Annotated in this window: 24 protein-coding genes; 19 read left to right on the top strand and 5 right to left on the bottom strand. The window is 36.5% G+C overall.

Going from position 1 to position 25,173, the window contains the following annotated elements; all coding sequences use genetic code 11:
- Positions 1-26: 26 nt before the first annotated feature.
- The 4 genes from JNUCC25_RS14385 to JNUCC25_RS14370 all read left to right on the top strand — a co-directional run bounded on the left by JNUCC25_RS14385 (position 27) and on the right by JNUCC25_RS14370 (position 3,536).
- Positions 27-803 (top strand): fumarylacetoacetate hydrolase family protein, encoded by a 777-nt coding sequence (locus tag JNUCC25_RS14385; protein WP_064471804.1) that lies wholly within the window; start codon positions 27-29, stop codon positions 801-803.
- A 51-nt stretch (positions 804-854) separates the two neighbouring features.
- Entirely contained in the window at positions 855-1,649 is a 795-nt protein-coding gene (locus JNUCC25_RS14380; protein ID WP_013057552.1) for an IclR family transcriptional regulator, read from the top strand.
- Between the two features lie 143 nt (positions 1,650-1,792).
- Complete coding sequence (locus JNUCC25_RS14375) at positions 1,793-3,025, top strand: aminopeptidase (RefSeq protein ID WP_053487397.1); 1,233 nt, start codon at positions 1,793-1,795, stop codon at positions 3,023-3,025.
- A 223-nt stretch (positions 3,026-3,248) separates the two neighbouring features.
- A complete protein-coding gene (locus JNUCC25_RS14370) occupies positions 3,249-3,536 on the top strand; it encodes a DUF4183 domain-containing protein (protein ID WP_078081927.1) in 288 nt (95 codons plus the stop codon).
- Positions 3,537-3,592: 56 nt separating this feature from the next.
- Here JNUCC25_RS14370 and JNUCC25_RS14365 read toward each other — a convergent pair whose 3' ends face one another.
- Positions 3,593-3,727: a hypothetical protein gene (locus tag JNUCC25_RS14365; protein ID WP_013057550.1), complete on the bottom strand. Its 135-nt coding sequence runs from the start codon at positions 3,725-3,727 to the stop codon at positions 3,593-3,595.
- 80 nt (positions 3,728-3,807) lie between these two features.
- Entirely contained in the window at positions 3,808-4,299 is a 492-nt protein-coding gene (locus tag JNUCC25_RS14360; protein WP_029322444.1) for a hypothetical protein, read from the bottom strand.
- 405 nt (positions 4,300-4,704) lie between these two features.
- Between JNUCC25_RS14360 and JNUCC25_RS14355 the strand changes: the two genes are divergently transcribed.
- The 3 genes from JNUCC25_RS14355 to JNUCC25_RS14345 all read left to right on the top strand — a co-directional run bounded on the left by JNUCC25_RS14355 (position 4,705) and on the right by JNUCC25_RS14345 (position 6,905).
- Positions 4,705-5,124, top strand: coding sequence for a hypothetical protein (locus tag JNUCC25_RS14355; RefSeq protein ID WP_013057548.1), 420 nt, complete (start codon positions 4,705-4,707; stop codon positions 5,122-5,124).
- A gap of 72 nt (positions 5,125-5,196) precedes the next feature.
- Entirely contained in the window at positions 5,197-6,198 is a 1,002-nt protein-coding gene (locus JNUCC25_RS14350) for a glycine-rich domain-containing protein (RefSeq protein ID WP_064471803.1), read from the top strand.
- Positions 6,199-6,326: 128 nt separating this feature from the next.
- On the top strand, positions 6,327-6,905 hold the full coding sequence (locus JNUCC25_RS14345; RefSeq protein WP_013057546.1) for an HAD-IA family hydrolase: 579 nt from the start codon (positions 6,327-6,329) through the stop codon (positions 6,903-6,905).
- Between the two features lie 2 nt (positions 6,906-6,907).
- Here the strand turns inward: JNUCC25_RS14345 and JNUCC25_RS14340 are convergent, their stop codons facing one another.
- The 3 genes from JNUCC25_RS14340 to JNUCC25_RS14330 form a co-directional block, all read right to left on the bottom strand.
- The gene (locus tag JNUCC25_RS14340) at positions 6,908-7,504 is read right to left on the bottom strand and encodes a mechanosensitive ion channel family protein (protein ID WP_029322439.1); all 597 of its coding nucleotides are present in this window, start codon (positions 7,502-7,504) and stop codon (positions 6,908-6,910) included.
- An 844-nt stretch (positions 7,505-8,348) separates the two neighbouring features.
- Positions 8,349-9,371, bottom strand: coding sequence for a hypothetical protein (locus JNUCC25_RS14335; protein ID WP_029322436.1), 1,023 nt, complete (start codon positions 9,369-9,371; stop codon positions 8,349-8,351).
- Positions 9,372-10,371: 1,000 nt separating this feature from the next.
- Positions 10,372-11,835, bottom strand: a complete 1,464-nt coding sequence (locus JNUCC25_RS14330) for a hypothetical protein (protein WP_013057542.1) — start codon at positions 11,833-11,835, stop codon at positions 10,372-10,374.
- A 325-nt stretch (positions 11,836-12,160) separates the two neighbouring features.
- Between JNUCC25_RS14330 and JNUCC25_RS14325 the strand changes: the two genes are divergently transcribed.
- From JNUCC25_RS14325 to nikC, 12 genes are all read left to right on the top strand, one after another.
- The gene (locus JNUCC25_RS14325; protein ID WP_064471802.1) at positions 12,161-13,042 is read left to right on the top strand and encodes an HAD family hydrolase; all 882 of its coding nucleotides are present in this window, start codon (positions 12,161-12,163) and stop codon (positions 13,040-13,042) included.
- A 567-nt stretch (positions 13,043-13,609) separates the two neighbouring features.
- Positions 13,610-14,434 (top strand): pyruvate, water dikinase regulatory protein, encoded by an 825-nt coding sequence (locus JNUCC25_RS14320; protein ID WP_029322432.1) that lies wholly within the window; start codon positions 13,610-13,612, stop codon positions 14,432-14,434.
- Positions 14,435-14,554: 120 nt separating this feature from the next.
- Entirely contained in the window at positions 14,555-16,057 is a 1,503-nt protein-coding gene (locus JNUCC25_RS14315) for a malate:quinone oxidoreductase (RefSeq protein WP_013057539.1), read from the top strand.
- Between the two features lie 251 nt (positions 16,058-16,308).
- Positions 16,309-16,968 carry a 2OG-Fe(II) oxygenase gene (locus JNUCC25_RS14310; RefSeq protein WP_013057538.1) on the top strand — a complete coding sequence of 220 codons (660 nt, stop codon included), beginning with the start codon at positions 16,309-16,311 and terminating at the stop codon, positions 16,966-16,968.
- Between the two features lie 416 nt (positions 16,969-17,384).
- Complete coding sequence (locus JNUCC25_RS14305) at positions 17,385-18,209, top strand: thermonuclease family protein (protein WP_013057537.1); 825 nt, start codon at positions 17,385-17,387, stop codon at positions 18,207-18,209.
- Between the two features lie 372 nt (positions 18,210-18,581).
- A complete protein-coding gene (locus JNUCC25_RS14300; RefSeq protein ID WP_029322429.1) occupies positions 18,582-19,136 on the top strand; it encodes a GNAT family N-acetyltransferase in 555 nt (184 codons plus the stop codon).
- 197 nt (positions 19,137-19,333) lie between these two features.
- Complete coding sequence (locus tag JNUCC25_RS14295; RefSeq protein ID WP_013057534.1) at positions 19,334-19,894, top strand: hypothetical protein; 561 nt, start codon at positions 19,334-19,336, stop codon at positions 19,892-19,894.
- Positions 19,895-20,093: 199 nt separating this feature from the next.
- Positions 20,094-20,924 (top strand): YitT family protein, encoded by an 831-nt coding sequence (locus tag JNUCC25_RS14290; RefSeq protein ID WP_064471801.1) that lies wholly within the window; start codon positions 20,094-20,096, stop codon positions 20,922-20,924.
- Positions 20,925-21,236: 312 nt separating this feature from the next.
- Positions 21,237-21,650: a DUF4395 domain-containing protein gene (locus JNUCC25_RS14285; RefSeq protein WP_013057532.1), complete on the top strand. Its 414-nt coding sequence runs from the start codon at positions 21,237-21,239 to the stop codon at positions 21,648-21,650.
- Positions 21,651-21,898: 248 nt separating this feature from the next.
- The gene (gene nikA, locus JNUCC25_RS14280) at positions 21,899-23,422 is read left to right on the top strand and encodes a nickel ABC transporter substrate-binding protein (protein WP_029322425.1); all 1,524 of its coding nucleotides are present in this window, start codon (positions 21,899-21,901) and stop codon (positions 23,420-23,422) included.
- Positions 23,423-23,424: 2 nt separating this feature from the next.
- The gene (gene nikB / locus JNUCC25_RS14275; RefSeq protein WP_013057530.1) at positions 23,425-24,366 is read left to right on the top strand and encodes a nickel ABC transporter permease; all 942 of its coding nucleotides are present in this window, start codon (positions 23,425-23,427) and stop codon (positions 24,364-24,366) included.
- Positions 24,363-25,169 (top strand): nickel transporter permease, encoded by an 807-nt coding sequence (gene nikC / locus JNUCC25_RS14270; protein WP_013057529.1) that lies wholly within the window; start codon positions 24,363-24,365, stop codon positions 25,167-25,169. The genes nikB and nikC overlap by 4 nt, the downstream gene beginning before the upstream one ends.
- The last annotated feature ends 4 nt before the right edge of the window (positions 25,170-25,173 follow it).

Genomic DNA, 25,173 nt, shown 5'->3' with positions numbered 1-25,173 from the left:
AAGCAAATGGGAAAAGGAGTTATGTCATGAAATTTGTAAGGTTCGCTGTACAAGATAGCCGTCATACAGGTGTACTAAAAGAGGATACGATCGGCGTCATTAAAGGAAATATATTTGAGAAATGGGACTATACAGGACAGACTTTTTCACTGAGTGAAGTAAGGCTTTTGGCTCCTTTAGAGCCGATTCAAATTATTGGAATAGGTGCAAATTATGCAGCCGCGAAGTCGGAGCTGCCAAGAGAACTGCCTTCTATTCCTGTCTTCTTTTTTAAGCCCGTATCCTCTGTGATTGGTCCAAACGAAGACATTGTCATTCCAACTGCGATTAAGCACGTCAAGTTTGAGTCTGAGCTTGCAGTTATTATTGGAAAAGAAGCAAAGAACATCGCAAAAGAAGACGTGCTGGACTATATATTTGGGTATACAATTGGAAACGATGTAACGGCTCCGGATTATTTTCATGAAGACGGGCACTGGACCATTGGAAAATCCTTTGATTCATTTACGCCTCTTGGCCCTGTAATCGAAACGGAGCTTGATTTTAAATCCATTCATGTAAAAGCGTTTTTAAATGGCGTTGAAAAACAAAACAGCTCGACAGATTTAATGATTATTTCCGTTGAGCAAATGATTGCTTACCTTTCTACTGTTATGACCCTTAAGCCGGGAGATGTGGTTTTAACAGGAAGTCCGGTCGGCGCGGAGCTGGTGAGCGCAAACGATGTCATTGAATGCACCATCCGAGAAATTGGAACCCTCCAAAATCCGTTTGTTGCAGAGAAAGAACGCGTAAACGTATAAGAGTGATAAAAAATGCCCGGCAGTAACACGACACATAAAGGAGAGAGAAAAATGGAGAGAGAAAACATGGTGAAGTCTGTAAGCCGGGCGTTGGATATTGTCACAATTGTCAGCATGGAAAGAGAAGGGGTAGGCGTCACAGAAATCGCAAAGCAAATGGACATCAATAAAAGCTCCGTATACCGTATTCTAACTACTCTTGCTCAGTACGGCTATATTGAACAAGATCAAGAAACCGGGCGGTACAAGCTTGGGTATAAGTTTTTAGAAGTAAGTTCAAAACTTTTAGATTCTATTGATCTACGAACGGAAGCAAAGCCGTTTTTGCAAGAACTTGAAAGTGAAACAAATGAAGTTATTCATCTTGTTGTCTACGATCAAGGTGAAGTAGTGTATATTGAAAAATTAGAAGGCAATCAGACGCTGCGCATGCATTCAAAAGTGGGGAAAAGAGCCCCTATGCACTGTACGTCTGTCGGTAAAGCTATCCTAGCTTTTTTACCGCTTAACACGGTAACAAGCATTCTTGAAAGAAAAGGCTTACCAGCTCATACAGATCACACCATTACAGATGAAGAAAGCTTTCTTCGAGAACTTTCAGAAGTAAAACAAAAAGGATATGCGCTGGATTTAGAAGAAAATGAATATGGAATTACCTGCATAGCAGCGCCTATTTTTGATCACCTTGGTCAAGTCGTTGCCGCAGTCAGCATTTCCGGTGCTACTATGCGTATGACAAATGAGCGATTAACGTATCTTCAAGAACGCATGGTTGATATAGGCAAGAACATTTCGGAGCGGCTCGGCTACAAAACTGAATCTGTGAAAGACAAAAGTTTGTTCTGATTCTTAGAGAACAAACTTTTGCTATATAATAATCTGTAAAATAACGTAATTATATTATGTAAACTATAGGCTAGGATTTTTAATTGATGTTTTATTCATGATACAATAAAGTTGTTAGAATATATACGTAAAGGAGCTAAATTATGGAACAGTTTGAGCGCAATATTGAAAAGTACGCCGAGCTAGCTGTAAAAGTCGGTGTAAACATTCAAAAAGGGCAAGTATTAAACATTAATGCCGATATTTCTTCCGCTGATTTTGTTCGTGAAATTGCGAAAAAAGCGTACGAAGCCGGAGCAAAGTCTGTTGATGTAGACTGGCATGACGATCATTTAGTTCGTTTGAAATATGAAAAAGCGGATGAATCTGTATTTAATGAATTTCCTGCTTGGAAAGCTCAAGCAAGAGAAGAGCTTGTGAAAAACGGAGGCGCTGTTTTATCTGTAATTTCAAGCGGTCCTGACTTACTAAAAGGAGTAGACGGCAAACGTATTGCTGCGTTCCAAAAAGTAAGCGGAAAAGCAATGAAAAAATTCCGTGAAGCGATCCAATCCGATAAAATCAGCTGGTCCATCGTAGCTGTTCCTTCAAAAGACTGGGCAGCTAAAGTATTTCCTGACGTTCCAGAAGAACAGCAGCAAGAAAAACTGTGGGAAGCTATTTTTAAATCTGTGCGCGTAGACCAAGAAGATCCAGTGGCCGCATGGGAAGAGCACAACGCTTCATTACATACAAAAGTAGACATTTTAAATGAAAAGAGATTTGCTAAGCTTCACTATAAAGCGCCAGGAACAGATTTAACAATTGAGCTTCCTGACAAACATATTTGGGTTGGCGCAGGCAGTGTTAATGAAGACGGTAACTCGTTCATGGCCAATATGCCAACAGAAGAAGTATTTACACTTCCAAAAAAAGACGGCGTAAACGGTCAAGTAACAAGCACAAAACCGCTTAGCTACGCAGGAAACTTAATTGAAAACTTCACGCTAACATTTGAAAACGGAAAAATTGTTGATGTAAATGCAGAAGAAGGCGAAGAAACGTTAAAGCACCTAATTGAAACAGATGAAGGTGCCAAATACTTAGGAGAAGTAGCCTTAGTACCGCATCAATCGCCAATTTCTCAGTCAAACATCATCTTCTACAACACGCTGTTTGACGAAAATGCATCCAATCACTTAGCTATCGGCAGCTCGTATTCCTTCTGTTTAGAAGGCGGAAAAACGATGTCTAAAGAAGAGCTATCACAAAACGGAGCAAACGACAGCATCACCCACGTTGACTTCATGATCGGCTCAGCTGAAATGGACATCGACGGCATCAAAGCTGACGGTACAAGCGAGCCTGTGTTTAGAAAAGGGAACTGGGCGTTTTGAATTAAATAAATAACAATAATAAAAGCTTCTGCGCTACGTCCCCAGAAGCTTTTATTGTGACCACTAAATTTCTGTAAAACTGAGATTTATATATCTTACACGCCATTACGCTTTAAAACAAAACGATAGCATAATCTTCACTTTAAAGTTTGTACATCTGTATCAGAATCAGGCGCAAAGTTTGTAACTTCTAATACTATAGGAGAACCAACCAAAATGGTAGATCCAGCAGGAATTCAGGTATATATTTCCGAAAAAAGTTCGCATCTTTGAATACTATACGGTAGCCGGAGGCAGCAAGCGCATCTTTACAGATCAAAATGCATTAAAAGAATACGGCACTCAGCATATATTGGATCCTGAGAGCTACTCATATAGTAATCTATTCATAAACGGTGTGTTACAGCCTTCCTCCAATTACAGCGTCCAAAAAGGACTTCTTATCATTAACACAGAGGATATTCCTTTAGAAAAATCACCCGTGATTTTACAAATGATTAAAGTAATCTAACTTTCAACCACAAAATGCGAAGTACACATGCCTGCACATAAAAAACAAGGTGAACGTTAGTCAGTTCCACCTTGCTGTGATTCTTCTTTTTTAACCGGAGAGTCACGCTTGAACATGTGATAGTAGGTAAACCCTAAGCATAGAGCGCCAGCGATTGAACAAAAATATTGCAAAAAACGGACAAAATCCATTGGAATGACCTCCCATTTTCAGTTTCGCTTCTAGTATGTACAGGGAAGTGAAATAATATGTGAAAAAGGGAGGTTTTCTCTTATAGTTCGTATGGTTCTTGAAGAGTAAGGTAAGGCTGCAGATCTTCAAGACCAAGACGCTTATTTAATTGTCTTTTCATTAAATCGTACTGGTAGATGAGGTGAAATTGATTTTTTTTCGGTGTTTCACAGCGAATGTATGTTTCTTGCCCGTTCTTGTCTGTGAAATGAATGGTTAATTCACCGAAATAGCGTTGAACAGGAGCTCCGTGAAGGCCTTTTTCATTTTTGACAACCTTTGAAAATTCTGCTCGTTGAATACGGTTAAATGGAATAATAGCTACTTGATTGATAACAAGACGCTGATCGTACATGTCAATTTTAGATATGGAAATTTGATTAATTCCTTCTGCAAATTTAACATGTCCGTTTACAGAAACAAGCGGTTTGCGATCCTCAGGATCAACAGCGCCTTGAGGTCGCTTAATGACGTAGAAGCTAGCTACGCCAAGTGCTACGACACCAACTATAACAATAAGTGCAAACATCATTTTGCATTCCACCTCCTGAATAGATGTGTAATCTGAATTTAACAGCAAGCTGTTTCAGTTGCCATATTGCCTCAACAATGAGGGTAGAGAAAAGCAGTTCGGCAGTTCATTACAAGTATATACATACGTTCGACAATATGGTGTGATATTCCTTCTTATTATGACTTTTTTACGACAAAATGGGCAAAACTCTTTTCGAAAATGAAGCGAATCAGTTACAATTTAAGGATAAGGTACCAAATTTCTTTTCTATCTCAAAAAAGTGCAGAAAAGCGTAAAAAATTCTAGGTACTTTCTCATATTTTTACTATTTTTATAGAATTTATCCCAATTTCTAATCCTTTATCGTGTATAATCTCTTGTGTGCAGCATGATATACATAAAGGTGTAAGGAGGCACAGTTCATTGTCTTTATCAGCAAAAAAGATATTATTATTAGTTTTAGTAGTTATATGTTTAGTGTTAGTTGTGATGCAATTCATAAATCGATCAGCAGAGCCGACTTCCGAACAGGCCCAAGAAACACTGAGTAAGCTTCCTGAACAAGAAACCGTTAAAGAAAAAGCAAAGGGCGACGAGGAAGCGCACAAATATCGAGTGTATTATATTACTATTGAAAAAATCGAAAATGGTACATACAGCGGAACAACAAAAGAAGGAACGGGCATTAAATTTTCCGATAAAAATTTAAATGAACCGATTCCAAGCAATTTGAAAAAAGGGGATATCGTTAAAGCATACTTTGATCTTGAATATAGCACAAAAGGTCTAGTCAAAGTAGAAAAGGTAGACGAGATGCCCGATGATGACGAGAGCTCAAGTTAATTGAGCTCTTTTTTTGTATTTTATGAATGTGGTAAAATATTGAATATATAGACGCGGTATAGGGGGAAGAAGATGATAGCAGCAATTATAGTAGGAGCGGTAATTCTTTTAGCTTTGATTATTAAAGGGATTGGAAAGCCAAGGGGATTTCGCTTGTATAAAGAGGAGCTTCCAGATGAGCTCGGAATACATAAAGGTAATGGTTTTGAAGATATTGTTCATTCACTAGAAGATTCGTTACCGAAAGCCTATGTTCAACAGGTGAAACAGCGTATGAAAGGGCGAAATACAAAAGCCGATGAAGTAGAATGGACGTTTTTTGAGATGAAGCGCTACATTTTATTAAATGCAGTCATCAAAGACGTACCTATGTTTAGTGCAAAAGTAGATGAAGTGTGGCACGAAATGATCATGTTTACAGTGGATTATGAGCGTTTTACAGACCGTTTTTTTGACCGTTTTTTACATCACCAGCCAAATGTAGACACTACGCCATCACCACAGCCGGATAAGCGCGCCTTCTTTGATTGGATGTATGCTCATTTGTTTGACATAACGGGCAACAGCCGACTGCTTTGGGGGAAATTTTTTCAGCATCCGCTTGATAAAAGTACACTTCAAGATTTTCAAAGGTTGTCAGAAGATGAATTGCTAGATCGCTATTTTTTAAGAAACGGCAAATGGGAAGAACAGCAGAGACATTTGATTCAAGCGTTAAAAGAAGAAATTAAGGATGCAAAAAAACGAATGAAATCGGGAGGATCGTCGTACTTAAAAAAAGCATTCAAAAAAGGGAATGTATCAAACGAACTTCTTTTTCAAGGCTTTGTTTTTTATTCACTTTACGAAGCTACCGACTTTTCAAGACATATGAATGAACTGCTGCTATACAAAAAGACAATCTATGCGGGAGATACAGCCTCGTACAGCGGCTATAGCTGTTCAAGCCCATGGGAAGACAATCGCCACCATCATCACCACGATGGAGGGCATCACCATCATGACAGCGGCAGCAGCTGTTCGAGTTCAAACTGCAGCAGCTCAAGCTGTGGGAGTGGATGCAGCAGCAGTTAATAAAGTAAAAAAACTCGTATAAAACGAGTTTTTTTACTTTAAATGCAACGACGACAAAATGGTTCACTGACAAGCAATGAAAAATTTGGTATAATCGTTACGTTTTTAAAAAAGGAGAGACAGCGAAAATGAATATTTTATGGGACTTTGATGGAACCATCTTTGATACCTATCCAACGATTGTAAAAGCATTCAAAGAATTACTAACAGATCAAACGATTTCAGAAGGCGATATTTTAAAACAAATGAAGATATCTTCTGACGTAGCAATTAAGCACTTCGATATTGAAAAGTCTTTGTTTGATAAACACTTCCATGTGCTCGAACAGAAAATCAATCCTAAAGATAAGCCTGCTTTTCCTCACGTAGAAGACGTACTGAGCTTTGCGGATACAAATGTAATTGTTACGCATAAATCTAGACAGTCTACTCTTGATATTCTTGCATTTTTTAATATGGAGCACTATTTTACGGAGATCATTACAAAAGATGATGGCTACAAACGAAAGCCTGATAGCGGCGCTTATGCATATCTTCACGATAAGTATCAGCTCGATTTAGTGATTGGAGATCGCGAGCTTGATCTAAAACCTGCCCGTGAACTGGGAATCAAAACATGTGCATTTCAAAATGACGACATTGAAGCAGATTATCACCTTACATCATACGATCAATTTTTTACAACTGTCGTAAATAAAAACTCGTGAAGCTATTCTTCACGAGTTTTTATTTGTTCAGGCTTATGTACTTCGGGAATTTCACCGAGCGTATAGTTCGCTACTTTTGTAATGTTACTATTAGCAAAAAAGTAAAACTCTCCGTCAACTCCGCGAATTTTTGTCGTGCGCAATCCAATTTCTTCAACAGTTCCTTTCGTATCATTTATGGATACGTGATCTCCTACTGAGAATTGATCTTCAAACAGAATAAAAAAGCCGTTTAAAATATCTTTAATCAAATTCTGTGCACCTAAGCCTGTAATAAATCCTGCTACGCTAATACCAGCTAAAAGTGCTTTCATATTAATTCCGATTGCTTCTAAAGACGTAATAAGTACAATAAAATACACGACGTACATGACAATGCTCAGACAAAGCTTTTTCAGCGTTATTTCTTTACGTTCGTTGTACCTCAGCAGCTTAGTTTTAAATCTGAAATCAAAGATTTTATTAATTACACTACGAGCAAACCGGATGACAATTTGAGCAATAATAAAAATCAAGATAATCTTTATGATTACTTCACTAATGTCAATCCACTTACCGGTATTAAATAAAGTTTGCTGCACCCAATGTATGTCTTTCATGACTAAGTCCCTTTCTTGCTTTATAAAATTTTCTCTACTGAATAGTATAATTTATTTTGGAAAATATACTACTAGAATTTATTAAGAAGTGTTTGAACTATTGTTTTATTTTAATTTATTTGTATTTGGTATATGTAATGAAAACTCCTTATTTTAGAAAAAGTGAAAATCCTCAGGTATAGATATTTTTAAAACATTTCTTTATACAAATATTAAATAAAACCTTATAGCAGAGATTAGTATAGATATTATTAACAAACATTATATACAGATATTAAAGAGAGGAAAAAACTCTAAAAACCCAATGGTATCAAGGGTTAGAGAAGAAATAGCTTTTCAATAAATAACTGTGTGGAAAATAGACCTTTTTTGTGAACAGCATCCTTTAGCTAAAGGATGTTTTTTTATAACAACAGATATGGAAACCATTTTATTTACTATGTTTTTTCTTCTGCAATAGATGGATTTTAAAACCAATGGTATGAAGATTGCTGTTAAAAGTATGAATTATTTCCACTGTGGATAAAAGTAGTCGTGTTAAAGAGTAAATGACCTGGAAATCATCGTTAATAAAAAAGTAAAAGGGATGTTTTTATTAACAAGGAGGATGATATAACAGTCATTGAATATGTTTTCTTTCTTTTGTGGATAAGTATGAAGGTGTTTTTTTAGTAATATTCCGTAGTTGTACACAAGAAATATCATTTATTTGAACTCATTACGTTTATATAGATAGGATAATGGAATTGGATAGCTGCAAAAATGGGTGCTTGTTTGCGCTATTTGTATCAAAAAGAGAAGAGAAGGGAGATAAAACAAAAAAAAGGCATGCCAAATAAGCCCCTTATGAAGCTGTAAGTTCAGCAGGGACTTGATCTTGAAGATTTTTTGAAAGCTCTTTTCGAATGAGCGTACGGATTTTTCCACCGTAATTTTCAACGACTTGAGCATCATGGCTGAAGAAGGCCTGTTCAATCAGAGAATAAAGGGCAGACTTCACTCGTTCAATACCATATTCAAAAGAAAGCTGAACCAAATCAGCGATGTCTTCGTTTTGGAATGAAGACATAACAATTCCTGTAGAATCTGTGCTGTGTCCAGATAATTTTACAAAAGTCTCTTCAATAGTACGTCGAATCGCCGCATCGTATTGCTCTTTCTTTTCTTGTTTTGACATCTTGCCATTTTTAGCTCCGTCTTTTAAAACAAAGAAAATAGTAGATCCTTGGACAACGGTTTTAAATGCGCTCGTCTGCGTTTCAGCTATTTTTTGCATCATACCTTTGTAGTGAGTATATTTCGGTGTGAAAATTTTATAGTCATTAAAGCTAATTTTTGAAGTGTTTTCTCCAGGATTAAAATGACGCTTAATCGTATCGTTGTCATAAACCAATTCTTTGCGAAGCTCTAAGCGAAGGGCATTTACATTTTCAATTAGAATAAGTTCTTCAAAGCGAGTATATTCTAATTCCATAAACCCAAAGCCGTGTTCTTCAAAATATTGAGGGTAGGGAACAATACAAATATTGATTCCTTTGCCGCTGCGAGAATAGGAAATTAATTCTGTTTCTGCTAATACTACATTGTTGTTGCGAACTGTTCGAACTGTACAATTCAACGCGGCTGCAATCTCTTTTTCAGAAACATCACAAATAATACCTCTTTCATCAACGTGAAGGAAGTGATAAAAAATTAATTGTGAAATTTGAGATTTAGATAAACGGTGATGTTCTGCCACTGTTTTGATTGTAGGGTTCCCATGAGCGTCTAGGTCCATGTGATCTTCAATATCTTTATATTTTTCTACGGTGCTAGACAATTGGCGAATAATTTGTTTTCCAATTTTCGCAAATTCTTTTTTTATCATGAGAATCCCTCCAATCTATTTCACATCAACAATAATTTATTAGGGTAAAATAACAAAGAATACCTTGTGAAAATTATATCAATAAGAAATAGAATCGCAAACGAACGAGTAGTACGCTAAAAACGGCAAAAGGTTCAAAGAATGCTGTCATATCAAGGGGTTCAGCGTATAGGTTTTTTAGTACGACAAAAACGGCAAAAGCAAGCAAGCGCCGGTAGAACAGTGTTTGTTACGATCAGTAAAAATCAAAAAAAACTTTATGCGTTTTAGTACGACAAAAACGGCAAAAGGCTTAGTATAGTACGCCAAAAATAGCAAAAGTGAAAAGTGGTACGCTAAAAACAGCAAAAGTCATCTTGATTCACCTAAAAAAAGGTAAAAAAATCACTTCTCTGATCGTTGTAAATAACACAATGAATTTTATTAGTACGTCAAAAATGGCAAAAGCTATTTTTAGTACGTGAAAAACGTCAAAAACGACGTAGTAGTACGACAAAAATAGCAAAAGTTTTCGTTTGGTACGTCAAAAATGGCAAAAGCTTTATATATGCTGCGAAAAAAATAAAAAATGGGGTTTGAAAAGGCAATAACAAAGGGAAAAGCAATGTTTAGTACGCAGAAAACGGCAAAAGTAATGAAGGAGTACGTCAAAAACGGCAAAAGTAATGAAAGAGTACGTCAAAAACGGCAAAAGGTAGGATTGTTTTACGGAAAAAGAGAATAATTAACAATTAATAAGTGATTACTAGTAAATAAAATGAATTTAGTACGTCAAAAATGGCAAAAGAATCAGAGTGGTACGTCAAAAACAGCAAAAGGTAGTAATTAGTACGCTAAAAATGGCAAAAGAAGCGAAAAGGTACGTAAAAAACGGCAAAAGCTTCTGGTTAGTACGTTAAAAATGACAAAACTTCCAAACTATGAAATAAAAATAGTGGGATATTTTGTATCTATAAGCTGAAAGTGGCAAAATATCAAATAAAAAAAGGAAGGGAACAATTTACCCTTCCAATGTTTCTCTATGTTCTCCTCCAAAATAGTCTTGAATTTCATAATTTTGAAGAGGAATAAAAGAGATTTCAAATCCTTGAAGTTTTTGCTGATAACTTTGAATCAGCACTTGATTGCTGACAAACTCTGCTAGAGATTCATTAATTAATTTTAGATTGACATCAATTTTCTTTGAACGAAAACGAACTTTTGAAGCAAAATATTGATACGGGTAAAAATGGGTGTAAGACTTCTCTTGTAAATAACAATCTAATCGCTCTTTTTGAAATGCATACAGCAGCAAAGAAGACAGCGAATTATCTTTAAACTTTTTAATAACGTCACTGTAAATTTGTACAAACTGCTGATTTAAAAAGCCTTGATGCGTATCGTCGCTAAATACGATGGTTGCATATCGTCTGCCAGTTACTTCATCGGTTTCAATAACAGCTTTTTGGAAGAAGTTTATCGCAAATTTTGTATCTCTGGAATTTTTCTTCTTCGCTACACCTTCTACGTGGTATCTGGCAATTTTCATAATGCGGGCTTCAACCGCTTCATAGTTTTTTACACCTTTTGAATTATAAATTTCTTTAACGATATCCGCTAAATCAAGAGTCACCGTCTTTTCTTTATAAAACATCTCGTCGCGCTGTGAAAGAGCAAACTGGATAATTTGAGAATCTTTTGGATCTAAAACCATATTTCGTTTGGAAAGAACCGTTTGATTATCATTGACAGGGATAATGGTGCGAATGAAATATTCTTCATCAACTTTATAGTCATTATATAAAACGACTTCTTGGGAGTTTGTTTTAACTTCCATATTGGTTTTAAGAGAGTGACTTTCATTTGAGAAGATAGGGGCCTCTACCCACGAATTCAATCGTTTATCAATCCAGTTACTCAAATTTCCATTGTATTTTTCTAATATGATTTCAGCAATTAAAAAAGTAAAGTCTGTGTGAAATGCTTTCTCTATTTGATAATTCATCTTTGAATCTAAATAAGGAAAATCGGTAATGTTTGTTTTTTTACTTTTAGCCCATGCCTCTACTTCTTTTAACTTTATCTTTAAAATATCTTCAGGTTTTTCCACGCCAAACAGCTTTTTTAAGTGTTCGGTATCCACTTTTTTATCCATCACTTTTTTGGCCAATTCAATGTCTTCAAAAATAGGATTAGGCTTTTGGGCTTTAATATCTTTTTTTAACGTTTGTAGCCAGTTTTTCTTATTCGATTGTCTTCTTTTGTAGGCTGGGTTTCTTATTTCCTTAGGATTTATTAATTTATTCTCTAAAACAAACGTATCTTGCAATATATTTAAAATGTAGTCTTCTATAAAATCTTTTTCATTCGAAAAAAACGAATGAGAATCATATAAAAAGTCTATGCACTTTGATTTGATATTGTCATCGATCGCATCGCTGATTTGTTTAATAAGGTAAGGAGAAAAATTGGATGGTTCGTTCATGTTGACCTCCTCTGTATGTATTTAATCTGTAACAGTCTTATTATATCTTTTTTGAACGATACTCTAAAGGCTAAAAGGAAAATTCGTTTTTATGAATGCTGTTTTATATCAAATTAGCCTAGCTGGCTATTAGTATATAAAGGCTTATTGCAAATATAAAATTCTTTCTTTATAGCGCTTGTACAATATAAGTACGTACTTTAGATGTAAGGAGAGTATTATAGTAGTTTTATAAAAGAGAAAAGCAAAGTACATTCATTGAGTTTGAAAATGGAAAAGTTTATACTTGCCAAGTACACTCTTTTTACAAATAGGGGGAATAAATATGTTGTTAAAACCTAAAGCAATTTTTTTAGATATGGACGGTACGATATTAAATCGCTCCAACAAAGTAAGTATTCAAACAAAAGAAATCATTGACGAATTACGAAAACAGGGAATTTTTGTTTTTATTGCTACGGGAAGAGCGTTTGATGAAATAGAAGAGTTAGTTCCTGAAGGCTTTCAAGTGGATGGATTTATCACGTCAAATGGCATGGCAGGATACCTAGGAAAAGAATCAGTCTTTCAGCACTCGCTTTCGCTCCAGTTGGTGGAAACTATTATTGAAAAAGCAAGAGCGAACAAGGTATACTACGAGCTTTTCCCGTATGGCACACCTCGCGTGACGTTAAAACAAGATCAGTCCTATGTGGAAAATGAAATTAGAGAGCCAAAGCCAGACAGTGTGGAAATTAACGAATGGCTTTCCCGTAAACAAGCGATTAAAGAAGAAATTGACTGGAAAGATTCCGTAGAAGGAAGCGAATTTTCAAAGTTCTATTTCTTTGCAAGAACGCACGAGCATATCGATAAATGGAAAGAGGAGCTTGAAGAACTTAAAAAAGAAATCGACTTTACAACTTCTACTTCATCTAAACACAATGTTGAAGTGATGGTGGCAAACGTAAATAAAGCAACAGGAATTCAGCAAATGCTAAAACATTTTAATTTGCCCGAGCAAGACATTCTAGCGATTGGCGACAGCAACAATGATTTACCAATGTTTCAGTTTGCCAGCTATGCCGTAGCGATGAAAAATGCGCCGGATCATATTAAAGAAATTGTCGATGACGTAACGGAATTTAACTGTGACGAAAACGGCGTATCTCATTATCTTTCTAAATTTTTATTGCAAAAATCTGCTAGAAGTAATCCCGTTTTATAAAAATTAATCTATTTCACGACAATGCATTATAACCAACTATTCAAAACATCGTCTTTTAGGCGGTGTTTTTAGTATACAGAAAGTGAAAAGTAAACCGTTCATTATTTTTAGTTATAGCACTCTTAGCTAAAAAGAATAGATAAGAATAAATCTTCTATAATTTAAAAATCATGTTATAAACAACATAATTATACAACTATCCTCGTACCTATCCCTGCAAAACGCCTCTCAGCCCTGATGAGTGCCACCATGCCAAAGCATAAAACATTTTAAAATCTAAACTTTTTCTTTCTTCAAACTTTTTATAAAATGCGGAGAAAAGGGATTGTATCTCCGTATATTTAATGCTAATATAACATTTAATGAAAATAGTATAACATATTTAATTTTATTTCATAATTAGTATGACACAAATTCTGAATTTAATCGTTTTGTTAAAGTGTTTATAATCACAGTGACCAGCATATTTATCTATTCATTACTATTAAATTGTGTATCTTGTAAGCTGCTAAATAAAAAATACTAGCGTTATTAAACTATTAAAATCAAAGAATAGGAAGATTTAATGTGAATAAAAGAAAAATTGTCTATATAGTTTCCGACTCAGTAGGTGAAACGGCTGAGCTGATGGTAAAAGCAGTTTTAACTCAATTTAGTGGAGAAGATATTGAAATTCAAAATACTTCTTACGTAGAAGATGAGGGAAATATTGATAATATCATTGCTGAAGCAAGGTGTAACCAGGCCATCATTGCGTATACTATCGTCATCCCACCTTTAAAACAGTATCTTGATCAAAAGGCACAAGAAGAAGGAATTGTAGCTATTGATTTAATGACCCCTCTTATGAGTGCCTTTAGCCAAACCTTTAATAAGGAACCTAATCTTCAACCGAGATTAACGAGAAAGTTAGACGATAACTATTTTCGAAGAGTAGAAGCAGTTGAATTCGCTGTTAAATATGATGATGGACAAGACTTCAGAGGTATCAAGCGAGCTGATCTAGTGTTGATTGGTGTTTCGAGAACATCTAAGACGCCACTTTCTATGTATTTAGCTCATAAGAGTCTTAAAGTAGCGAATATACCGTTAGTTCCAGAAGTGACGCCTCCTGATGAACTTTTTACTATTCCGAAAAATAAATGTATTGGTTTAGTTATTACACCGGATAAGCTCAATGAAATCCGAAAAGAACGATTAAAAAATTTAGGTTTAGCGTCTCAAGCCAATTATGCCAATGTAGATCGAATCCTTGAAGAGCTGGACTATGCTGAGAAAATTATGAAGCGCATTGGCTGTCCTATTGTTAATGTCTCAGGTAAAGCAGTTGAAGAAACCGCTGAAGTGATATTGAGCATGTTAAAAAAGGACAAGATGAAAGGGTATGTATAAAAACTCCCATTATGTAAGACAGATAACTTGTCAGACATACTTAATCTATAGAGAGTCAGGTAGAACAGGCGTGTTGCTAAAAGGTGCTTTTTTAAAATATAAAAGATAAGGAAGATTGTGATGAGCAATGTATATAAAAAAACAGACGTTATCTTAATTGGGGCCGGAGTTATGAGCGCAACGTTGGGATCTTTACTAAAAGAGTTAGCGCCGGAATGGGAAATCAAAGTATTTGAGAAACTCGCAGATGCAGGAGAAGAAAGCTCGAATGAATGGAATAATGCAGGGACGGGCCATGCTGCACTGTGCGAGTTGAACTATACATCTGAACAAGCTGACGGATCTATAGATATTACGAAAGCAGTGCGAATTAATGAACAGTTTCAGCTTTCAAGACAGTTTTGGTCGTATCTTGTAAGCAGTAATTTAATTCATCATCCGCAAGAGTTTATTATGCCAATCCCTCATATAAGTTTCGTACAAGGAGAAAAGAACGTATCCTTTCTGAAAAAACGTTTTGAAGCGCTATCAAATAATCCGTTGTTTCAAGGGATGGAGTATTCGGATCGTCCTGAAAAGTTAAAAGAATGGATGCCGCTTGTTATGAAAGGCCGTACATCGACTGAAGCAATTGCGGCAACCAAAATTGACTCAGGGACGGACGTGAACTTTGGAGCTTTAACTCGTATGTTGTTTACACATTTAAAAAGTAAAAGCGTAGAAATAAACTATAACCACAGCGTTGAAAATCTGACACGTACCGCAGACGGCTCGTGGGAAGTAAAAGTACATGATATTCATAGCGGCAAACAGGAATATCACACGGCGAACTTTGTTTTTATCGGAGGAGGAGGCGGAAGTCTGTCTTTACTCCAAAAAACGGGTATTCCTGAGTCCAAACATATTGGAGGGTTCCCGGTAAGCGGATTATTTATGGTATGCAATAACCCCGAAGTTGTAGCGCAGCATCACGGGAAAGTGTACGGAAAAGCAAAGGTTGGCGCTCCGCCGATGTCGGTTCCGCACCTTGATACACGCTATATCGACCGCAAAAAAACACTGCTGTTTGGACCTTTTGCCGGATTTTCACCAAAGTTCTTAAAAACGGGTTCAAATTTGGATTTAATCAATTCTGTAAAACCGAATAATATCTTAACGATGTTAGCAGCAGGCGTCAAAGAGATGGGCTTAACGAAATACTTGATTCAGCAGGTGCTGTTGTCCAATGAAAAGCGTATGGAAGAACTTCGCGAGTTTATTCCAAACGCAAAAAGCGAAGACTGGGATATCGTCGTAGCGGGTCAGCGTGTACAAGTAATCAAAGATACGGAAGCCGGAGGTAAAGGAACTCTTCAATTTGGTACAGAAGTTGTGAGTTCAGCTGATGGTTCCGTTGCTGCATTGCTCGGGGCTTCGCCAGGTGCTTCCACTGCCGTTCATGTCATGCTTGAAGTGCTGGAAAAGTGTTTCCCGCAGCATATAGAAGAATGGGAATCGAAAATAAAAGAAATGATTCCTTCTTACGGCTTATCTTTGGTAGAAAATCCAGCGCTTTTTAACGAAATTCATGCTTCTACAGCACAAATGCTTGATTTAAGTAAAAAAGAACTTGTGTACCGATGATTTTAGGCAGCCTTTGACACGTATGCTTTAAATTAAAAGAATTTTTTAGAAGCTGTTGTAAAGTATTCAAAATATAGGTGAAACATATAAGAAAAAATGAGGGAGCTTCGTTATATAACGGGCTTCTTTTTATTTATTTCCTTTGCTAGCAGAATTTACTTCGTATTCATGATATAATTACTTATTAGTAAGCGTTTACATATAATGGAGTGAAGAATTGGAAAATAGCTATTTCGAGGAGCCGATAAAAGATGATTCTAACTAATACATCTTTACTGACGAAAGAACAAACGATTTTTAATCATACAGGGAATAAAATTAAATTAGAAGACAGAGAGATTGATATTGTTGCTCGATTTGAAGAGCCTCTTGTTCTAGTTTTAGGAAATGTACTAAGTAACGAAGAATGTGACGAACTTATACAGCTATCCAAAGATAAAATGCAGCGATCAAAAATTGGTGCTGCACGTGAAGTAAACAGTATTCGAACGAGCAGCGGCATGTTTTTTGAAGAAAGCGAAAACGAGCTTGTACATCAAATCGAAAGAAGACTTTCTAAAATAATGGGACCATCTATTGAATATGCTGAAGGTCTTCAAGTTTTAAAATACTTGCCTGATCAAGAATACAAAGCACATCACGATTATTTCACTTCTGCAAGTAAAGCATCTAAAAACAACCGTATTAGTACATTGGTTATGTACTTAAACGATGTCGAAGAAGGAGGAGAAACTTATTTTCCTAAGCTGGGTCTTTCCGTATCTCCGACAAAAGGAATGGCCGTGTACTTTGAATATTTTTATAGTGATGCTGAACTTAATGACCGTACTCTCCACGGGGGAGCTCCTGTTATAAAAGGAGAAAAGTGGGTCGCTACCCAGTGGATGCGCAAACAAAAAATTCGATCGTAAAAACAAAGGTTTGAAGAGCCCTATTATTGTTAGTGAGGGCTCTTATTTATGTTACAAAAAAATAGCAATCATGTTAGCCAGTTATTATATTGAAATATTCATACTTGTTCTATTTGTGCGGCTATTCCCTATTCTTATAAGCCGGTAGACGATAAATGTATTTGTAGTGTAAAATATCCTCATGATTAAAAATTTGGATACACTAAAACGAAAAATGTGTTCGTGAGATAAAAATAAAATAGATGCTATTTAAAAGAATGACTTTAAAACAGGTAAGCAATTTTTATAACAGTTGCACGAAAAAACTCGTGAAAGGTATTTTCACGAGTTTTTGTTTTTAGGTGATTTACACTATTTATAAAATCATTTTACTTTTATATAGTAGATAGGGAACGTGTTAAAGGAGGACCCGGGTTTTGAAAGAAATAAAAGCAATTATTTGCACGATGCTTGCGATGTTTATGCTGCTTCTTACTGGATGCAGCGATGAGCAGGCAAGTCATTCAACCACATCTTCTACCGATACAAAACAAGCAGTTCAAGTAGAAGGTTCATCAGATCAAGAAAACGATCATAGTCCTTCTAAAGCAAATCGTGAAGATGTAGTAGGTGAGGCGGCTACGGTAGAAAGAGTAGTGGACGGCGATACGCTTAAAGTGAAAATGCTGAACGGAAAGAGAGATCGCGTGCGATTACTTCTTGTTGATACCCCAGAAACAAAGCATCCCAAACTAGGCGTACAGCCCTTTGGTCCTGAAGCATCTGCTTACACAAAAAAAAGACTAGAAGGACAGGAAATTACCCTTGAATTTGATGTGCAAGAGCGTGATCAATATGGACGCTTGCTTGCTTATGTATGGATAGACAATGAGCTGTATAATGAAGAGCTGCTAGCAAAAGGGCTAGCCCGCGTAGCAGTATTTCCTCCTAATACAAAGTACGTAGATGAATTTAAGAAAATACAGGAGCAGGCTCGAAAAAGCGAAAAAGGCATCTGGAGTATTGAAAACTATGCACAAGAAAAAGGGTATAACACGGATGCTGTAAAAAATCAGTCCTCTTCTAATCAAAAAGATATTCAGTCTGCCAAAAGCTGTGAAGGTAAAATAAAAGGAAATCAAAACTCTAAAATTTATCACGTGCCAACAGGGGCACACTACAACCAAACCATGAACAACGTCATTTGGTTTTGTACCGAAAAAGATGCGCAAGAAGCAGGATACAAAAAAGCAAAAAACTAACAAAGAAATTCAGTAACTGCTGAGTTTCTTTTTTTTTGAGTTCAGTAAGTATTTGTATAGGAGTGGCTAAATACCACCATCCAACAAAGAGCGACCAATCCGTATAAGAAGACGCAGTGGCCATATGAGCAGCTGAGGCACTTGTAAAAGAATTTCTGCTAAAACTTCCCATCCACTTACCGTAGTGTCTTTCTGCTGACGGCGTTTTTTCATAGTCATCATCCATTCATTTGAAAATATACATTAATTATACAATGAAAGGAAGATTAGGAGTTAATTTTTTCTTTCTTTTCTTTTTCGTGTTAAAGTAGATAGGTAAGAAGGTTTGCTACAAATAACGCAAGCGAAGAGAATAAAGGGAGTTTGAAAATCGTGAAAATAAGGAAAGCAAGAAAAGAAGATGCTTCTGCTGTAACGGAATTACTTTATGACATGCTTGGCAGTATTGCACGCTCTCACACGGCGGCTACAACGAATGAAGAAGCGCTTTTAAGACTTAAAGCGTTTATTCTGTCTGAGAAGAATCGCTATAGCTATCATCATATTACAGTCGCAGAAGTCGACGAGAAGGTAGTTGGACTTATGCTTTGCTACGAAGGAAGTATGTTACAAACGCTTTATGAACCAGTTAAGCGTTTTGTACGTGCTAAACTTAATAATCCAGCGTGGGAAATTGATATAGAAACTGAACATGGAGATTATTATATTGACTCTCTATGTGTAGATGAAGCTTACCGTGGAAAAGGGATAGGAACGGCTCTTTTAAATGTAGCCAAGCAAGAAGCCAAAAAGCGTAAGATGTTTTTATCGTTAAACGTTGAATATAATAACGTAGAAGCCAAAAAATTGTATCAGCGTACAGGCTTTCAAGAGCATAAAACCATTTTTATTGATAAAAAACCATTTTTTTATATGAAGACTGCCTGAGCATCTTTACGGTAGTATTTTTTGTGATAAAATGGATATATAAGTAAAATGATAAGAACCAACAGCTCAGCACTTTTGCTGAGCTTTCCTGTAAATCGCGTAAACGTATCAAAATGGAAAGAATCCTACATCCAATGGACCATAAGCAAGCGGTCATGAAAGTATGTTTGCTGATGTGCCACATGAAAGGAGCGTGCATGAACATCAGAGATCTTCCGTTTAATATGAGTTATCGATTTAATGAACAGCTTCGAGAAGTTCCGATTAACCCACACCAAATGAAGCAGGGAATTATCTATTTAAAGAAACGAGCTCTTGAAGAAGAGGATGAGTGTGCCGCTGCTAAAACATATGGACATATTGGCGTATATGAGCGCATACTTGGAGAATTAACGAGCAGTGAAAGACATCTGCTGCTGGCCATTTATCTATATGACCGACATGCTGATACAATAGGTGAATTTTTGAATACGATCCGACTTGGACATACATATCACTGGCAAGAACAGTGGGATAAAGCGAATGAAACGTTTCAGTTACTCATTGAACAATTAAAAGCAGATGAAGACCTTCACATATATGAAGACTTTGTCTATCAGTATTATGGAAAATGTTTACTTGATCAGCGGGTTGTTTCCAGAGCACATCACTATTTTCAACGCGCGTTAGAAATTCGATTGAAAAAAGGCGATAAAGAATTAATTGAGTCAACTAATTCCTGCATCCGTCTTTGTTTAAATAAATTAAAACATTCTTAGTATACATAAAAGATAAATGACTCATAGCCTTGGTTACACATAATGCATAAACTTTCCGTTTGACAAACGTATGTGAACATATTATAGTCATACATGGAAATTTAAGAATACGTAATATAAAAATTAAACATAAGCGTCTCTTCTCTTTTGGAGAAGGGGCTTTTTTATGTGGATTTTTATGCCGAGGAGGGTTTAATCGATGAGTAAAACAGTAAAAGATGTCATCTTTTTATTAATAGGTTCGTTTGTATTTTCACTTGCAGTTAACATGTTTGTCATTCCAACAGGACTAGGTGAAGGTGGAGTTACGGGTATATCAATTATTTTATATTATACAACCCATCTTTCAACGGGCATCACTAACTTTATTTTAAACGGTATCTTGCTTATCGTAGGGTATAAATTTTTAGAGAAAAAAACCATCGTCTATACGATGATTACGATTATCGCTACATCTATTTTTCTTCACGTAACTGAAGGCTGGGGTCTTCATCTTCATGAAGAGCTCATTGGCATGGTTTTTGCCGGTGTACTGCTAGGCGTTGGAATTGGGATGATTTTGCGAGTTGGTGGAACAACAGCAGGTTCAGCCATTATTGCTCGAATTCTAAATAAGTTTTTAAACTGGAAAGTCAGTCATGCACTTTTAATTGTTGATTTACTAGTTGTATTAGCTTCTTATTTTATTATTGGAATCGAAAAGCTACTATTTACGATCGTCATGCTGTACATTACAACAAAAGTAATTGACTTCGTTATTGAAGGGTTTGATGCTAAAAAGGCCGTTACCGTTATTTCAAGCAACAAAAATGAAGTAGCGGATCAAATCAATGAACAGCTTGATCGCGGAGTAACGATTTTAAACGGCCGAGGGAACTATACGAAAGAATCAAAAGAAATCTTGTATGTGGTCATTAACAAACAAGAGCTCATTAAGCTTAAAAAGCTGATTAAAAAAATTGATGATGAAGCATTTGTGATTGTACACGATGTACGGGATGTAATTGGAAAAGGCTTTCTAAGCGCATAGAGCTGTGGTTCCTGGCAATTTTTTCTGACGTTGGTGTTTTCCGAAAAAGTATGATATAAGTGTGTCTAAAGACAATTCAATATACGAAAGGAAGAACCCATATGCGTAATAAAAGGCATGTAAAACGTCTTCTTCAACGTCGAATTCGTTCTTTACGATACGTTGTCTTGATTTTATTTACGATACTGATCTTAAAGTACGTTAGTGAAATTATGTAACTTTTTTGTATGAGTCTTATCGCTCATTTGGAGTGCTTTTTCTTTTAAATTAGTAAACCAATTTGTATAATGGGTTTTAAGAAGGAGGCGTTCCATGAGCATTCCCAAACCATTAGTTCAGCTTAATCAACTCTTTATCGTTATAACGGTTTTGATCGCTTTACTTGCGGCAAAGTGGCTTTTACTTTTGCCTTTTCTCGTTGGAGTAGTCACACTTGCAACAAAGCGTAATCCCGTAATTATGGCAGGGAAAAAGCTTCTCAAAAAGCCTGCTTCTTCTTATCAAATGGAAGACCGGGATCAGCAGCTTTTTAACCAATGGATTGCAACGATATGTATGGGGGTTGCTTTCATTTCATTTTTAATGGGTTATACGCTTGTCGGCTATGTATTTAGTATAATGGTGATTCTTGCTGCTGGTGTAGCGCTGATGGGATATTGTATAGGCTGCACGATTCGTTATCGATATATGATGTGGAAATATAAAAGAAAAAAACACGCTGCATAAACAAAGCCTCGAGAAGGCTTTGTTTTTTTATGTTCATTTGTATGCGTTATCACTAAATTCAATCATCATAACGGGTGAAAACAAGTGTTAGAGCGCCAATATCCTTTAAAAACCTTTGTTGACAAAGTAAGGTAAACAAATTAAACTTTTTATGATAATAATAATCGTTACGATTTAAAAGGAGGGGTAAGTTATAGTTAGAGACAGTACATAAAAGAAAGATAGTTTTGAATAAAGGAGGGGTTTATATGAGAAAAAGGATAAGTCTGCTATGCTTAACGCTTGCTGCGATAGGTATGCTAGCGGCATGTTCGGCTAACTCTGCGAGTACCGAAGAAAAGAGTGAAAAAAAATCACTTACTTTTGTATCGAATTTTCCAAGTGACACGCTCGATCCACAGTTGAATTATACAACTGTACGAGCCGGTATTGCCGAAACGTTAGTAAAAGTTGATGAGCAATTACAGATTGAACCATGGCTTTCAAAAAAGTGGAAAACAGAAGATGATGGAACGACCTGGGTATTTGAGATTAGAGACGGGATTACGTTTCAAAATGGCAAGGATCTGAATGCTGAAGCCGTGAAACATTCGTTAGAAAGAACGATAAAAGAAAGCGAAGCAATGAAAAGTGCACTTAAAATTAAAAAAATGAAAGCCAGTGGCCAAATCTTAACCATTACAACAACAGAGCCGCTTGCCACGCTGCCTTCTGAACTTGTTCATCCAAACACGGCAATTATTGATGTAGATGCTCCAGATACAAAAAGTAAACCCGTGGGAACAGGGCCATTTAAAGTAGCTTCGTTTAAACCGGATAATGAAATGAAAGTAAAAAAATATAAAGAATACTGGGGCGGGGAACCAAAATTGGATGAAGTTGTGTTAACATTTAATGATGATGAAAATGCACGAACGTCCGCTTTGCAATCAGGTGAAGCCGATATTGTGTACCGTCCGGCTATTGAAAGCTTAAACACATTAAAAAAAGATTCTTCTATTGTAGTAGATATACAGCCGAGCCTGAGAAATCAAATGCTTTTCTATAATTCAAGGCAAGAAGCGTTTAAAGATAAAAATGTGAGAAAAGCGTTTGATGTATTATTAAATCCAAAAGATGTTGTCGATACAGCGCTTGCAGGTCAAGGATCCCCGGCAAATGGTCCATTTTTAAAGAGTTTAGATTTTTCGAACGATCAAAAAACGAAAACCTATGGACCAAGTGAGGCTCAAAAATATTTAGAAAAAGCCGGTTATATACTCAAGGATGGAAAAGCAATAAAAAATGGAAAACAGCTTTCCTTTAAGCTTGTTACATATCCTTATCGTCCAGAACTGCCTTTAATGTCACAAATGCTTCAGTCAGAAGCAAAAAAGATTGGTGTAAAAATAGACATTCAACAAGTGGAAAATATGGACGAGTATATGACAACAAAAAATGATTGGGGAATCGTTACATATAGTCTAGTAACCGCGCCGCGAGGAGATGCAGGATATTTCTTTAATGCTCTTTACATGGAGGGAGGAGCATTTAATGTAGGTCATTTTCATGAACCAGCATTAACTTCCATTATTAATAAACTCAATAAAACAGTTGATCAACAACAGCGCAATAAGTTAGCAAGACAAGCCGGAGAAATAGTAGAAAAAGAAACGCTCCACTCTTCGATTGTTCATCCGAATAATTTTGTGGCCTATAGAGACAATGTGAAAAATTGGGTCACAACCAAAAGTGAATACTATGTGATAACAAAGGATTTAGATGTGAAGTAGATATGAAATTAATTAGTAAAAGAATAATAGAATTACTCATTTTTTTAGTTATACTATCGTTTCTCAGCTTTGTTTTAATGAAGCTGGCTCCAGGAGATCCAGTTAAGCAAATGCTTCGCGTAGATGACGTGGCAGTTTCTGAGGAACAAATGAATAATTTGAGAACAGAGCTAGGATTTGATGAACCCGTATATATTCAATATGTAAAGTGGCTGAAGCGCTTTTTTCAGTTTGATTTAGGGTCTTCGTATATGACAAAAGAGCCTGTCATCGATGAATTAGCAGAGAAGTTTCCGGCTACGCTGCGCTTGACGGCTGCATCTTTGGTTGTGATGCTGTTAATAGCTGTGCCACTCGGCACGCTGTCAGCACTGTATCCGAACAAGTGGATTGATTATCTCAGCAGAAGTATTTCCTTAATTGGAGCGTCTATTCCAAGCTTTTGGCTCGGCCTTTTGTTTATACAGCTGTTCTCTGTACGTCTTCAATGGCTTCCTTCAATGGGTACAGGCACAGCAGCCCATCTTGTGCTGCCTTCTTTAACACTTGGTTTTGCCATGTCCGCTGTGTACATGCGAATGGTTAGAGCAAGTCTGCTAGAAGGATTGAAACAAGATTTTGTACGATCCGCTCGAGCAAGAGGAATAAGTGAAAGTCGAATTTTTATTTTTCACGCGTTCCGGTATAGCTTAACGCCGCTTCTTACTATTTTAGGGACGAGCTTAGGCAGTTTGCTTGGAGGAACGGTCATTATTGAAGTCCTTTTTGCTTATCCTGGAATTGGAAAATTAGTTATTGATGCGATTATGAATCGTGATTATCCTGTCATTCAAGGGTATATTTTGTGGATGGGCCTGTTTGTTGTTTTAATTAATTCACTTGTGGATTTGAGCTACAAATATGTAAATCCCCAGCTCTATGTAAAGGGAGGGGATAAAAGGTGAAAAAAACTCAGCTTCCTTTTGTAGTGATAAGCGTGTGTGGTATTGCGCTTATTTTATTTTGTCTGTTTGGAAGTCAGCTAACACCAATGGATCCCACACAAGTCAATATGCAAGATCGGCTTCAAAAATCCACCGGTGATCACTGGTTAGGAACTGATCACTTAGGCAGAGATCTCTTTTCACGAATCGTAGCTGGAGCTCAGACCACAATTGGGACTAGTTTTCTTGTCTTAGCTCTTTCTCTTTTGATTGGAGTACCTGTTGGCTTAGTTTCAGCGTATATTGGAGGGAAAATAGACCGCTTTTTAATGAGAATTGTAGACGCTTTTTTAGCTTTTCCTGACTATATTGCAGCCATCGTCTTAAGCGGACTGTTAGGGCCTGGATTATTTAACTTAATTGCTGCGATGGTTATTGTAAAGTGGGTTGGTTATGCAAGGGTAGTGCGCAGTATTGTGCTTCAAGAAAAGTCAAAAGAATATGTGCTGGTCGCTAAATTAAACGGAGTGGGAACACTACCTTTAATCCTGCGCCACTTTCTTCCTCATGTTGGAGGACATATTCTTGTTCTTGCTACGCTGGATATAGGGAAAATTATTTTAATGATGGCTTCATTATCCTATATTGGACTAGGGACTCAGCCGCCTACTCCGGAATGGGGAACGATGCTAAATGAAGGCAGGGCCTACTTTTACAATGCTCCGCAGTTAATGTTGATACCAGGCGTGGCCATTATTTTATTTGTGCTGGCGTTTACAGCTTTAGGTGAATATATTCGAGGGAAATATCAAGTTAATCGATAAAAGA

Source organism: Priestia sp. JNUCC 25, from assembly GCF_053667915.1.
Note: the sequence above shows the minus strand (reverse complement) of the source record. Positions and strands in the feature narration are given on the sequence as shown.

Coding starts and splice junctions, on each gene's coding strand:
- JNUCC25_RS14290 (WP_064471801.1), top strand. CDS start 20,094: ATGAGTAAAACAGTAAAAGATGTCATCTTTTTATTAATAGGTTCGTTT.
- nikB (WP_013057530.1), top strand. CDS start 23,425: ATGAAATTAATTAGTAAAAGAATAATAGAATTACTCATTTTTTTAGTT.
- JNUCC25_RS14335 (WP_029322436.1), bottom strand. CDS start 9,371: ATGATAAAAAAAGAATTTGCGAAAATTGGAAAACAAATTATTCGCCAA.
- JNUCC25_RS14285 (WP_013057532.1), top strand. CDS start 21,237: ATGAGCATTCCCAAACCATTAGTTCAGCTTAATCAACTCTTTATCGTT.
- JNUCC25_RS14330 (WP_013057542.1), bottom strand. CDS start 11,835: ATGAACGAACCATCCAATTTTTCTCCTTACCTTATTAAACAAATCAGC.
- JNUCC25_RS14385 (WP_064471804.1), top strand. CDS start 27: ATGAAATTTGTAAGGTTCGCTGTACAAGATAGCCGTCATACAGGTGTA.
- JNUCC25_RS14365 (WP_013057550.1), bottom strand. CDS start 3,727: ATGGATTTTGTCCGTTTTTTGCAATATTTTTGTTCAATCGCTGGCGCT.
- JNUCC25_RS14350 (WP_064471803.1), top strand. CDS start 5,197: ATGATAGCAGCAATTATAGTAGGAGCGGTAATTCTTTTAGCTTTGATT.
- JNUCC25_RS14295 (WP_013057534.1), top strand. CDS start 19,334: ATGAACATCAGAGATCTTCCGTTTAATATGAGTTATCGATTTAATGAA.
- JNUCC25_RS14360 (WP_029322444.1), bottom strand. CDS start 4,299: ATGATGTTTGCACTTATTGTTATAGTTGGTGTCGTAGCACTTGGCGTA.
- nikA (WP_029322425.1), top strand. CDS start 21,899: ATGAGAAAAAGGATAAGTCTGCTATGCTTAACGCTTGCTGCGATAGGT.
- JNUCC25_RS14340 (WP_029322439.1), bottom strand. CDS start 7,504: ATGAAAGACATACATTGGGTGCAGCAAACTTTATTTAATACCGGTAAG.
- JNUCC25_RS14345 (WP_013057546.1), top strand. CDS start 6,327: ATGAATATTTTATGGGACTTTGATGGAACCATCTTTGATACCTATCCA.
- JNUCC25_RS14380 (WP_013057552.1), top strand. CDS start 855: ATGGAGAGAGAAAACATGGTGAAGTCTGTAAGCCGGGCGTTGGATATT.
- JNUCC25_RS14310 (WP_013057538.1), top strand. CDS start 16,309: ATGATTCTAACTAATACATCTTTACTGACGAAAGAACAAACGATTTTT.
- JNUCC25_RS14315 (WP_013057539.1), top strand. CDS start 14,555: ATGAGCAATGTATATAAAAAAACAGACGTTATCTTAATTGGGGCCGGA.
- JNUCC25_RS14375 (WP_053487397.1), top strand. CDS start 1,793: ATGGAACAGTTTGAGCGCAATATTGAAAAGTACGCCGAGCTAGCTGTA.
- JNUCC25_RS14325 (WP_064471802.1), top strand. CDS start 12,161: ATGTTGTTAAAACCTAAAGCAATTTTTTTAGATATGGACGGTACGATA.